The organism is Myroides odoratus (genome assembly GCF_965118575.1).
Taxonomy (GTDB): domain Bacteria; phylum Bacteroidota; class Bacteroidia; order Flavobacteriales; family Flavobacteriaceae; genus Flavobacterium; species Flavobacterium odoratum_B.
This window is the reverse complement of the sequence record NZ_CBCPHW010000025.1, coordinates 1-13,305: the sequence shown is the minus strand read 5'-3', so window position 1 is coordinate 13,305 and position 13,305 is coordinate 1. Positions and strand designations below refer to the sequence as shown.

Sequence of the window (13,305 nt, the reverse complement as noted above, 5' to 3'; positions counted from 1 at the left end):
TTGAAATTAGAATATTTTATAGCTAAACGTTTAGTTACTACAAAGAACCATAAAAGTAGTGTATCTGCGCCAATTATTAAAATTGCAATTACTGCAATTGCATTGGGTATTATTATGATGCTTGTATCGGTGGCTACAGGTTTAGGATTAAAACACAAAATTAGAGATAAAATATCAGCTTTTAGCGGTCATATTGTCATTACCAAATATGATGCAAATGTTACTGATATCACGCTTAAACCGATTGAATTAAATCAGAAACTCGCTTCTCAGGTACAAGGATTGGAAGGAGTGAAACAAGTTCAACCCTTTGCTTCTAAGGCTGGGATTATGAGAACGGAGACTGCTTTTGAAGGCATTGTATACAAAGGAGTCAATGAAGCCTATCAATTTGACGAAATGAGGGAGTACATTGAACAAGGGCGTTTACCTGTCTTCGAAAAGGAAATGAGTAATGAGATTTTGATGTCAACGTATATTGCGCGTCGATTGGAATTTAAATTAGGTGATAAAATCACCACTTATTTTATGAAGGATTGGGGAAATAAAGTTCCCAATGTACGTCAATTTGAGATTGTTGGATTATTTAATTCAGGATTGCAACAATTTGATGAAAATATCATTATTGGAGATTTACGCCATGTTCAACGCCTAAATCGTTGGACTGAAAATGAAGTAGGAGGATTTGAAGTTATCTTAAATAATTTTGATCAAATAGAACAAAAAGGCAATGAGATTTATTTGAATTTACCTTCAACCGTTGACAGTAAAACAATAGTCGAAAAATATGAGAATATTTTCGGGTGGTTGGATATGTTCGATTTTAACATCAGAGTCATCATTATCATTATGATTGCTGTTGCTTCTATTAATATGATTGTAGCTTTACTTGTGCTTATTTTAGAACGCACACAAATGATTGGAATGCTAAAAGCATTAGGAGCCAACAATTGGAGTGTGCGCAAAATATTTCTATACAATGCGTTTTATTTGATAGGAAAAGGATTGTTATATGGGAATGGCATCGGCTTAGGATTGCTCTTTGTTCAAAAGTATACCGGAATTGTGAAATTAGATCCAACTTCCTACTATGTGCGCGAAGCTCCCGTATTAATTCGCTTCTCAGATGTGATTTTACTCAATGTAGGTGTAGTGCTAATCGCAATGCTTGTTTTGCTGATACCTTCCTATTTAATTACAAAAATATCGCCAGTAAAGGCTATTCGATATGATTAAAAAAGTCGCGTTTAGCGACTTTTTTAATTCGTTCATTTCTCTCTCTCTTCTTTGAAAGTCAATTCAATGTCTATCAACTTCAATAGCGATTTTACAAATGCTGTCGTTTGCATTCTAACCCAAATAGATAGGATAAGCCCCATCTTCATAACCACTTTGAAAAGGGGAATCGTTAAATCAGTATCGGCAAGGGCAAATTTTTTCCGTCATTTGCGAATTTAGGATAGAATAAAAATACAGAACGAAAATATTTTTTTTGATCCCTACAAGAAGGTTTCGAATGGATTTAGAACTTAAAGTAATAAAGGTTGTCCTTTATTTTAGTGATGATTTTAGTATTAGTGATGTATTGAAACGTCTTCTTTTAGATATGTTTTTTTTATACGCTTATAAATTGTGATTTTTTTTTCAAAAGCGTAAGAATATTTGTTAATTATTGGAAATTTTAAAGATTCGTAGATAGTTGTTTGAAATTAGTCTAAATAAATTGAATTTATGAAATTTAGATAATACCTTTGTGGCTGCAAATATTTTAAATCACGTAGTAATGCGTACGCTAAATAAGGGGCTTTCAACTTGGAAAGCTCAATGGCTTTTTTTCTTTTTTTTCTTAACTGCAACTGTCTTTGCACAGCATTCGGTTGAAGTTCAAATTAAAGTTACAGATGAAAGTCTACACGGAATCGCAGAAGTAACGGTTTCTTTAAAAAATAAACTCCATAACTATATTGGCTTGACAAATGAGCAGGGAGAGGTGAGTTTTCAAGTTATTCCAGGGAACTATCAAGCACAGTATTTTCACATCAGTTATACCAATAAACAAAATGAACTCACTATTGTAAAAAGTCAGCAAATAAGCCTGGTTTTGCCGCAAGTAGTTAATGAGTTAGAAGAAGTTATTATAACAGCCGAAGAGGGCAAAGGACTATCTACAAAGTCAGTGATTAATCGCAAGGCAATGGAGCATTTACAGCCTTCTAGTTTTGCAGATTTGATGGAGCTTTTACCAGGAGGATTGGCTCAAACACCTAATTTAACAGCAACCAACGTAATTCGCATTAGAGAGTTTGGCCCTAGTCTTAGTGGTTATTCTACCAGTGCTTTGGGTGTGCAGTTTGTCATGGATGGCAATGTATTGAATTCCAATATGGATATGTTGCAGGCGGTAAAAGAGGATAAAAGTTTTACTGGACTCGCTGCGAGTAGACGCAATACAAATGCAACCGGTGTTGATATGCGTACGTTATCCACCAATGATATTGAAAGTGTTGAAATAATACGCGGTATTCCAACGGTAAGTTATGGCGATTTGACTTCAGGTTTAATTTTGATTAATAGAAAAAGTGGGTATACCCAATGGCAAGCCCGTGCTAAAGCGGATGGGTTTAGCAAGTCTTATTATATTGCTAAGGGGTTTGATGTATTGCCTACTTGGACCTTAAATACCAGTTTTGATTATTTGAATGCATTAGCAGATCCAAGAGATTTATATGAGTCTTATAAACGGATTACAGCTTCAATACGATCTAAAAAGACCTTTGATATTCAGGGAAATATACTGGAGTGGCGATCTAATTTAGATTATAATATGAATATTGATGAGTCTAAAGTAGACCCAGATACGGGATATGAAAAAATAGATTTTTTTAAAAATAAACGTCAAAAAATAAGCTTCTCAAATAACTTTGATTTTAAAGTTAAGCACCAAGGCTTGTTTAAAAATATTAAACTAACCACAAATGTAAATCAAGGCATAGAAGATATTGAACAGCGGGTTTTTGTTCAGTACAGTGGACCAACTGTCGTTTCTATTGCAACAGAACAAGGAGTAAATGAAGGATATTTTCCCGAGTTGAGTTTTGTGTCTCAGGCAAAAACAGAAGGACGTCCGCTTAATATAAATGGAAAGCTAGAAGCGGCTTTGGGTTTTCAAACCGGAACTTTCAAACACGACATTGAGGTGGGAACGGATTATAAGTATTCTCATAATTACGGAAGAGGAGAAATGTACGATTTGTTAACCCCTCCATCAACTGCTTCGACAACCAGACCTCGTGCCTATAAAGACATTCCTGCCTATCAAAATCTTGCCTTTTTTGTAGGAGATAAACTAAGTTGGTCGTATGCAGATAATAATTTTGGACTGTATGGAGGAGTTCGTCTTTCTAAAATGCTAGGCATGGATAAAAGCTATGCTTTGAGTAAGAAAATCTATGTGGAACCTCGATTTATTTTTCAATGGGGATTGCCAAAAGTACAGCTAGGGAATGAGGTGTTGAAAGCCGATATCACCGCAGGATATGGTGAATTGTACAAGCAACCAACTGGATTGATGCTATACCCAAATAAGCGATATAGCGATTTTACGCAACTCAATTTTCGTCCAGAAAATGCAGCTTATCAATACGTCAATTTCATGACTTATGTGGATGATTTTACCAACAAACAACTGGTGGCAGCTAAAAATGTCAAAAAAGAAATTCGCTTGGATTTAAGTTATGCGAACCACAATTTTTTTATCACCTACTTTGATGAGCAAATGAAAAATGGTTTCAGAAGTGTAGTAAATTATAAAAGTTATACGTATAACCGATACGACGCTTCAGGCATTGATTTAGCAAATTTGACTGAAAAACCCAATATAGAAAATCTGCCTTATAAAGAAGTTAATGTCTTACAAGCAGTAGGTATCAGAGGTAATGGAAGCAATACCTTAAAAAAAGGAATTGAGTTTGGTTATACCTCTCCTCGTTTTAAGGGCATTAATACGCGTTTTTCCCTAAGCGGTGCTTGGTTTGAAACGCTGTATTCTAATTCACTTCCGATTCACGAAAAGCCCAGTATTTCTTTAGCGGGAAGTGATTATGCTTATGTGGGGATTTATCAAAAAGACGATGGAAATAAGATAAGTGGATTAAATTATAATTTGGTTATAGATACTTATTTATCTGTACTAGATATGAATATATCAGCCTCTTTTCAGGGCGTTTTATTTAAAGACGATACAAGAGAGTGGAAAGAAGAGCAACCGATAAGTTATTATGGAGCGGACGGAATTGTTTATGACTATACAGATGCTGATCGAACAGATCCCTACCTACAATGGTTAATACGAAATGTCTCGACAACGGATAATATGAATAGGCACTTTACGTTTGATATGCGCGTAAATTTGAAAGTAACGAAACGTATTTACAAAGAACTAAAGGCTTCCTTATTTGTAAATAAACTGTTCTCATATATGAGCCCTTATACGTTTAACAATACGAAAATATATAGAAAAGATAGTACAGAACCCTATTTTGGAATGGAACTTACATATAATTTTTAATACATAAAATAATGAGAAAAGGATTTATAACCTTGTGTTTGGCAATTTTAAGCTTAACAGCAATTACTACTGCTTGTAGCAGCGACGATAGTGGAGTAGAAAATATACAAAAGCAAAGTAGCTTAAAAATTTCTTTTCGCGGAGTAGATATAAAAACGGTAAAAGAATTGACAATAGAAGCGCTTGAAATAAATTCAGGAAAGAAAATTGAGAAAACAATTACCGATAAAAGCACGGAATTATTGTTAGACAAAGGATCTTATAAGCTTTCTGTAAATGGAGAAGTAATCTTAAACAATGGCGAAGAAGTTGCCGTTGGTGGAGATAAATCAGTAGATATTAAGATCGATGAAGTTGAAGTAGTGATTGATCTAATCATCAAGACGTTCAGCGAAGACTTTATCATCGAAGAAGTTTTCTTTACAGGGGTAAGAACAACAGAAGGGAAACCTTATACAGGTGGACGCTATTTTAAATTGACTAATAATACAGATAAAGTACTAAAAACTGGAGGTCTGTTAATTTGTCAATCAGAATTCAATACTACACAGAATCACAACGTAACGCCAAGTATTAAAGGAGATGCTTTTGCTGTACAAGCGGTATTAATGATTCCTCAATTACATTCAAAAGACGTGCAACCAGGTGATTTTATTGTTATAGCAGATATGGCACAAAATCATAAGAAATCAAATATTCCTGCTTTTGACTTAACAAATGCAGATTATGAATATCCAAACTTAGATAACCCAAAATTAGGACAAGTGGATAATCCAGCTGTGCCTAATGCGCAAGTTATTTATACAAAAATGGCTTTTAATATGTTCTTTTTACATGATAGAGGCGCTGAAAGCTATGCGTTAGCTCGTTTTCCAGATGGATTAACAGTAGAGGATTGGGCTAGAAACTATATCTATAACTATGAGTATTTAAATGCAGCAGGGAATATTACAAAGAAAACAACTTTAAAAGTATTAAATACTTGGATTTTGGATGGTGTAAATTCTGCAGCCATTGAAAAATGGGAACACAATACGTTAGATAGTTCAATTGACAGTGGATGGACAGGTTGTGGAACCATTGATTCAGATCCTACCCGTTATGGAAAATCAATCCGTCGTATTACTATCGGAAAAATGGAAAACGGAAAGAATTTATATAAAGATACCAATAACTCAACGAAAGATTTCATTCGCGATGCTGATGCAAGCCTTAAAAATGGAATTGTTCATTAATATTAGTTCAAATTGAAGAAGCTCACTATTTTTTGGATTGGTTTACTTGGTTGTATGAGTTCGATGCAGGCGCAAGACAGCTTATCAACCTATCAGCGAATGATACTTCAGCAACAATCCGAACAAGCTTTTAAAAAAGAGTATTACTATAATCCAGTACATAAACTGGGTTATAGTAATTTTTCGTTTTCAGATATTTTGGTTAGCCAGAGTAAAGAAAAAAAAGAACGCTACAAATTACAAGAAGGATCAGGAAAAGAAGGCATTGAGATTGCAGCATCCTCTTTTAAAAAATTAAGTAACAACCGCAGTATTTGGGGGAATGTAGTGTACCAGAATAATTCTCAAAAGAATATACAGTGGAATGCAAATTTAGATTTAGATATAATTGCACCCTATGTGATGGCTGATTCTACAAAAGGGAGTATGAAATATGAAGCTTATGAGTTTTTAGGTGGATATGCCCAAAAGATAAAGAAATTTTCTTTTGCGTTGGAAGTGGCGTATCAGGCTCATTTAGGGTTTAAAAATAAAGACCCACGACCTAAGAATATATCGTCAAATATTACAATCAAAGGTGGTATTGGCTATGAGTTAACCCAACAGTGGACTGCAGGTGCCTATGCTTTGTATACGAACTATACCCAGAATACAGATGTTACTTTTGTCAATCAAACGCAAAAAGCAGCCCTTTATCAAATGAATGGTTTAGGAACTTGGAACCGATATTTTAGTGGAAAGAGTACCGGAACTAATTTTGAAAGCAATGGGAACGAATATGGACTAAACCTAGATAATAAAGCCTTAGATTTTAGTTTAGGATTTACAAAAGGGAGTACAATACTCAAGAAGTTTTTTAAAGGAGTAAATCTCAGTAATTCGTCAGGAGATGCAGAAGGAAATCGTTTAGAGAGTGACTATTATTCTATTTTTGCCCTCAAGTTTTTTCAGATAAATGAACATCGAATCGGATTGAAATACAACTATTCACAGAAGGATAAAGAGGGAATAGAAGTATATTATACAGACAACGAAACGAATTTAGGATTGGTCAAATTGCTAGAAAAGAAAATGTTTGTAGCAAAGGAAAGCAGCCATGTGGTAGAAGGAATGTATGAAGTAAACTTTCCAAAAAGCCGATTAGTAGCAAAGCCTTTTTGGAAATATCAAAAAAATACAGAGCGATTGAATGAATTTAATTCGAAGCAAAATTTCACTTCCAATTCCTATGGACTTAATCTATCTTATACTCAGGCCTTAAGCCCTTTATCCACAATTGAAATTGCACCCGCTTTTACCTATCGCAATACAAATCAAGCAATGCATCAATACAACCTTCTACAATCAAAACAAGCGATTGAAGATTGGTTGATGAATGATTTTGACTATTTCACTGCCAATTATTTAGCTTGGGGGACAACCGTGAAGTATGCGATCGAAAAAGTGAAAAATGCACCGATGTTTATAGCAATTACTTATAATCAGGTGGATTTTAAAAAAAATAAACAAAACAACTATTTAGGCGTTACTATTGGTGTGACGTTTTAATCAATAAGACAATAAAATGAACAAAAAGTTTACAATAACCTTGTTTTTGGCAATAGGGGGACTTTTGAGCTTTACAAATGCGCCCAAAATTTTTAACCCTGATGATCCCGCCTATATAGAGATTATCGAAAGCTATAAAAAACCAATTGCACAATGGCCAAAACCTACCATTGATTCCGGTGTTGATTGGGTGGAATTTGGTAGTATTCAAAGAGATACTGCTTTTTTTACAACCCAAGAATTGCCAGAAGTACAGTTGGGTAAAATGCTTTTCTTTGACCCTAAACTATCTCAGTCTAATCAAATTTCTTGTAGTACTTGCCATGATCCAGAAATGGGATGGACAGATCGCAGAAAAGTAGCTCTAGGGCATGATCATTTAGAAGGAATGAGAAATACACCTAGTCTCTATAATATTGGAAATAGAAAAGCTTTCTTTTGGGATGGTAGAGCAACTAGCTTAGAAGAACAAGCAGAAGGGCCTTTAAGTGCACACAATGAAATGGCTATGGATGTACATTTGTTGCCTAAAAAAATCCATAAAATTAAAGCGTATAAACCTTTATTTAAGGCAGCCTATGGGGATGAACAAGTTACCTATGATCGGATTGTAAGTGCTTTAGCTACTTTTCAAAGAACCATAAAAAGTCAACCAAGTCGCGTAGATCAATTTGTGGATGGGAAGTACAATGCAATGACAGACCAAGAAATCTACGGAATGCACTTGTTTAGAACCAAAGGACGTTGCATGAATTGCCACCATGGTCCCGATTTAACCGATGATAAATTTCACAATATCGGATTGACGTATTACAACAGAAAATTCCAAGATTTAGGACGGTACGAAATAACCAAAGACCCCGAACATGTCGGACAATTTAAAACCCCATCGCTACGTGATTTACTCTTAACACGACCTTGGATGCACAACGGATTCTTTGATAATTTAGAAGGAATTGTCAATATATACAACAGTGGAATGCACATGATTGATCCAACGCCAGAGAAAAAAGAAGCGGATCCTTTATATCCGTTTACTGATCCACTCATGCAACCTTTAAAACTGGATCGCGAGGAGGTAAAAGCAATTGTTGCTTTTTTAGAATCGTTATCCGGTAGTAGATATAAAATGAAAAGACCCGATTTTCCTAGGGAATAATTAAGTTAGTTTAAAGGGGCTGACTCTTTTCAATTAGAGACAGCCCCTTTTTTGTTTTTCAAAAAAGTTGAGGTATTTTAAATATAACGCATCGATAAAAGGAGCTATTCCAAAGGAAATAGATCGGTCGAAAGAAGTTTTATTCAATTATTGTTTTCTGAGTTGCTTAGGGGAATAGCCCGTATATTTCTTAACAAAACTAGAAAAATAGGTGGCATATTCAAATCCAAGCGTAAAGGCGATTTCAGAAACACTTAAAGTTGAATTTTTCAATAACCGTTGAGCTTCAATTAATATGCGTTCTTGTATAATTGTCGTTGTTGATTTGCCTAAGGTTTGCTTAACTACAAAGTTTAAGTAGTTGGTATGTACCTCTAGCATATCAGAAAAATCCGTCGCTGTTTTGAGACGGACAACTTGCTGTTTATTGGTAATTGGAAATTGCTTTTCCACCAGCTCTAAAAATTGTGCACATAAGCGATTGGTTGCATTTTTCTTTTCTACTAAGGTATACGTACTCTTCAGTTTATTTGCTTGATGAATGATAATCTCAATGTAATTGCGCAAGATTTCTTTTTTTAAAGGATACTCTTGTTTTTGTTCTATAGCAATATTTTCAAATAAACTTTTAATCATTTGATTTTGCTCTAAATCTAAAGAGTAAATAGGAGTAGCTTGTAAAGCATTTAGAGTTGATCTAATTTCAGTGCTTTGAAAACCAAGAAAAGTATTGGTAAACAAACAGAAAAAACCATCAGGTGACTCGGATGTGGGCTCAAGTGTATACGTAGATAGAGGATTGGAGAAAAAGAGAGTAGGCCCCGTAAATTCTCGAATTTCGGTTCCACAAAATAATTTACTTTCACTGTTTAAATAAGATACCTTATAATGTGTTTTTATATTATAAGGGATTAATTGTTCTTTACCTTCTTTTTGGGTATAAACAGCAAATTCTTTCGAATTGGTGCTACATAAAGAGGGTAAATCTTTCGTAATAATATTTAGCTCTAATTTTGGGGTTGTGTATGTCATTCTTTCGCTTCTTTTATTCTTAATATTAGTTTTAAGTGTTTAAAGAGTGAATTTATTTAGGTGTGTTTTATAGTTATTCGTAAAAATATATATAATTAAACTCGTTAATTTGATTAAAAAATATTATTTATTGTGTTTTTTGGATATTTTAATAAAAAAAATATTATTTACTTTTTTAGCGAAGACATACTGTATTTTGTAAAAGTTTTTTGCTTTTTTAATAGGGAGGAGGAAGGTTTTTTTTGTGAAAATCTTATTTCTTTTTTTAAGATGGAAATTTTTACTGGAACTTTTTAATCATAAATGAATAGTCAACGTTGAAATGAGGACGTAAATAAGTAAAAAAGTAAAAATGTGATAGAGGAAGTCCTTTTTTGGTTTGGTAAAAAAAGCGTGTATTAGATTGATTCTTTTGTATGTATAGCAGAAGTGTACGTCTGTAATTTTGCTACTTTGAATACGTTGAAATTAAAAGGTGTTTGTTCGTACTGAAATAATTGAGTGGGTTATTGCAATATAACAAGCGGATACAATTGCTTATTCAATTAGTCGGATACTCTAAAAGTAGGAATGAAGTCTAAACTAACAATTAGCTAACCTTGTTTTTTGTTAGTGGAAATATTTTTTGTATACATAAGTTTTGACAGATTATCGGTAATTTGAGAGGTACTTTCATATTGATAGGAACACCTTTCTAGTAAGTTTTTAGAATTTAGATTACTGCTAAAAAGTTGGGCTCGAATTGTTGTATAAGATAAATGCTGTTGAATAAATTGTTCTAGGGCAAATAGTAACTCCGTAGCCAATCCCTTTTTCCAATACACTTCATGTAAAATATAACCAATCTCAATATCTGATGTCGTTTCTTGATAAGGAAATAAGCCCACTTCGCCAAGTAAGATAGGTTCTGTCTGTGTTTTTAGCAGAATTTTATATAGGCCTAAGCGCTTCGGATATAACGAAAGATTTATGTTGTACTTTTTTACTAAGTCCTCCTCAGTCCAAGGTGTTTTAGTATTGGGTATCCAACGCATGGTAGGAAGATGATTGTGTAGCGCTAACAAAGGATTGATATCGGTGGAAAGTTGAATCGAATGAATTAGCAACCTAGAAGTTTCAAATAAAGAAGGCATCGTGTTTAGCTTATTGATATAGTGTAAATGTAAAGATATTTAAAGAAGCTTATTTTTAAAATTTGTCATTTTTGTGTCTTTGTAAAATGAAAATATATGCTTTTAAAATTCTATATTGCATGCAATAATTCAAGATAATACGAAGAATAGCATAGTATTTGCATATATGTAATCGAATTACTTCTGGAAATATAATAAATAGATTATTAAATTAGAAAATAAAAGATGAAATCTAAATCAACACTTAATATACTAACCATCGGTTTTGCATTATTCGCTATGTTTTTTGGAGCCGGAAATATTATTTTACCACCAATTATTGGACTATTAACAGGACAAGATTGGATTTGGTCTATTTCAGGCTTTACCATTACAGCTATTATAGCCCCGTTTATGGGAATTTTAGCCGTTTTGTTTTCTGGAGATGAATTTACGGATTTGGCAAAGAGAATCAATAAGACTGTAGGTCTAGTTCTTGCAACAGCCATTATATTGAGTATTGGCCCATTAGTAGCCATTCCACGTACTGCCGCAACAACCTATGAAATTGGATTATTGCCCATTTGGCCTGATTTTAATGCCGTTATTTCTTCTATCTTGTTCTTTGGTATAACCTTAGCCTTGTCTTTTTCATCCTCAAAAGTAGTTGATATTATTGGAAAATTTTTAACCCCTTTATTGCTTATTTTATTAGCAATTATGATTGTCATGGGAATTCTCCATCCTTTAGCTCCAGCAACTCAAACTTCAATTACGGGGGGTGAAGCTTTTCGTAGAGGTTTTGCCGAAGGATATCAAACAATGGATGTGTTAGCTTCTGTCATTTATGCAGGAATTATCATTTCTGCTGTAAAAGCAAAAGGATACGTCAGTCAAGAGGCAAAAACTAAAATTACATTTCTATCGGGATTTGTAGCTATTTTGTGTTTGTTGTTTATCTATGGCGGATTAATATATTTGGGAGCAACTTCGGGGTATGATGCTTCAGGAGATTTAAAACGTACAGAACTCTTATTGTATATATCTAATCATGTATTAGGCGCTCAAGGAACAATTGCCTTATCTCTTTGTATTGCTTTAGCCTGTCTGACCACAGCTATTGCTTTAGTATGTGCCACAGGATTATTTTTTAGTAAATTGACTAATGGAAAATTGAGTTACAAAGTTGTGGTTACTGCTACTTGTATTTTCTCAGCTATTCTTGCTGTAAATGGAGTAGATGAAATTATTGATTATGCGGGCCCTTTCCTGGGGATTATTTATCCTATTACACTTACCTTAATATTATATGTAGTCATCTTCGGTAAAATAGTCAAACAAAAAGCACCTTTTGTAGGCGCAATTATAACAACAACTATTTTTTCCTTGCTCCAATTTTATATTGTTATGACACTAGACAAAGCAACAGAAGATAGTTGTGTATTTCAATTAAACCAGTGGATGGGGCATGTACCTTTATATAGTTATGATGTACCCTGGTTATTGCCTTCGTTTATTGTATTTGTAGTGTTATATCTATGCTATAGGAAATAAAAAAAAATCCCATTCTTTAAAAGAGAATGGGATTTTGTTTAAAGGGATATTTTCTTTCCTTGTTCTGGGAAGATATAATTAATATGTAGCGGATTATTTTCCCTCAATTCTCGTTTGATTATTTCTATTTGATTGTCAGAAGGTTTTAAATGTGTAATAATAACAGTCAAATCATTTAAAGATTCTACTTCAGCTAGTTTAGCCAGTTTACTTAATTCCTCATTTAATAACTTAGGTGTTAAATGGCCATATAACAAATGCTCCGCTTGACTATTGGGAAAAGACACTTCAATTAGAATTGTTTTTAGATTTTTGTTTTGTACTAAAGGAGTGATATATTCCCAAATGGTTTTAAGGTGATTCGTTTTTTCAATGCGGTCTGCACCCGTATCCCCAAAGTAAAGCACGTAGTCATCATTATTTTTTAGTAAAATAGCTGAGCTCTTTTGTGGATTTACATGACTTAATTCAAATACCTCGGCTGATAAAGTTGTATGCTCAATAGAAAAGGGTTGGAAAGGTTGTACCTTAGTATAGGTATATTTCCCAAGAATTGGCGATTCTCCTTCATTGCCAAAATTAGCCCATGCAGCATTAGTAAAATAATTGTGCTTGAAAATTGCTGCAACAAAAGGTAAAGAATAAATTGGTTTGGCTGTATCTTCTGGTGAATTGATAATTAAACCTGCTAGATGATCAAGATGTCCATGGGATATAAAGTATCCCTTAATATAATCATGTAGTATAGTTTTGAAAGGAGAATTAAACGTTTTATGTTCGATTGCTTTATTTATTCCACTTCTAATAGTACCTGCATCCAGTGCTAAATAACTATTGCTGTTTTGCACACCTATTAAATAACAGGATAAATTACTTTCATCACCCCCTCCGTAGACACCCAGAGGAATTATTTCGAGATTCTGTGCAACTAGTGTTGAGGTACTAAATAGTGAAAAAGCAAAAAGAGTAAAGAAAAATGTTTTCATTATAGGATATATTTACTACAAAAGTAAAAGATAAGTAAGGAGAAAAGACTGTTTCTTCCTTTTTTCTTTTGGTATTAGATTCTTTTATTTTAAAGTAAAAATATTTAAATGC

At 33.6% G+C, this 13,305-nt stretch carries 9 protein-coding genes; 6 read left to right on the top strand and 3 right to left on the bottom strand.

What is annotated here, in order from left to right:
* The 5 genes from ACMHJ2_RS16225 to ACMHJ2_RS16205 all read left to right on the top strand — a co-directional run bounded on the left by ACMHJ2_RS16225 (position 1) and on the right by ACMHJ2_RS16205 (position 8,509).
* Complete coding sequence (locus tag ACMHJ2_RS16225) at positions 1-1,236, top strand: ABC transporter permease (RefSeq protein WP_413513914.1); 1,236 nt, start codon at positions 1-3, stop codon at positions 1,234-1,236.
* Between the two features lie 547 nt (positions 1,237-1,783).
* Positions 1,784-4,567 carry a TonB-dependent receptor plug domain-containing protein gene (locus ACMHJ2_RS16220; protein ID WP_413513913.1) on the top strand — a complete coding sequence of 928 codons (2,784 nt, stop codon included), beginning with the start codon at positions 1,784-1,786 and terminating at the stop codon, positions 4,565-4,567.
* 11 nt (positions 4,568-4,578) lie between these two features.
* Positions 4,579-5,802: a DUF4876 domain-containing protein gene (locus ACMHJ2_RS16215; RefSeq protein WP_413513912.1), complete on the top strand. Its 1,224-nt coding sequence runs from the start codon at positions 4,579-4,581 to the stop codon at positions 5,800-5,802.
* 12 nt (positions 5,803-5,814) lie between these two features.
* Positions 5,815-7,350 carry a DUF6850 family outer membrane beta-barrel protein gene (locus ACMHJ2_RS16210; protein WP_413513911.1) on the top strand — a complete coding sequence of 512 codons (1,536 nt, stop codon included), beginning with the start codon at positions 5,815-5,817 and terminating at the stop codon, positions 7,348-7,350.
* Between the two features lie 16 nt (positions 7,351-7,366).
* Positions 7,367-8,509 (top strand): cytochrome-c peroxidase, encoded by a 1,143-nt coding sequence (locus ACMHJ2_RS16205; protein ID WP_413513910.1) that lies wholly within the window; start codon positions 7,367-7,369, stop codon positions 8,507-8,509.
* A 147-nt stretch (positions 8,510-8,656) separates the two neighbouring features.
* Here ACMHJ2_RS16205 and ACMHJ2_RS16200 read toward each other — a convergent pair whose 3' ends face one another.
* The gene (locus tag ACMHJ2_RS16200; RefSeq protein ID WP_413513909.1) at positions 8,657-9,541 is read right to left on the bottom strand and encodes a helix-turn-helix domain-containing protein; all 885 of its coding nucleotides are present in this window, start codon (positions 9,539-9,541) and stop codon (positions 8,657-8,659) included.
* A 593-nt stretch (positions 9,542-10,134) separates the two neighbouring features.
* Complete coding sequence (locus tag ACMHJ2_RS16195; protein WP_413513908.1) at positions 10,135-10,674, bottom strand: GNAT family N-acetyltransferase; 540 nt, start codon at positions 10,672-10,674, stop codon at positions 10,135-10,137.
* Positions 10,675-10,899: 225 nt separating this feature from the next.
* Between ACMHJ2_RS16195 and brnQ the strand changes: the two genes are divergently transcribed.
* Positions 10,900-12,207 carry a branched-chain amino acid transport system II carrier protein gene (gene brnQ / locus ACMHJ2_RS16190; protein ID WP_413513907.1) on the top strand — a complete coding sequence of 436 codons (1,308 nt, stop codon included), beginning with the start codon at positions 10,900-10,902 and terminating at the stop codon, positions 12,205-12,207.
* 38 nt (positions 12,208-12,245) lie between these two features.
* Here brnQ and ACMHJ2_RS16185 read toward each other — a convergent pair whose 3' ends face one another.
* The gene (locus ACMHJ2_RS16185) at positions 12,246-13,193 is read right to left on the bottom strand and encodes an MBL fold metallo-hydrolase (RefSeq protein ID WP_413513906.1); all 948 of its coding nucleotides are present in this window, start codon (positions 13,191-13,193) and stop codon (positions 12,246-12,248) included.
* Between the last annotated feature and the right edge of the window lie 112 nt (positions 13,194-13,305).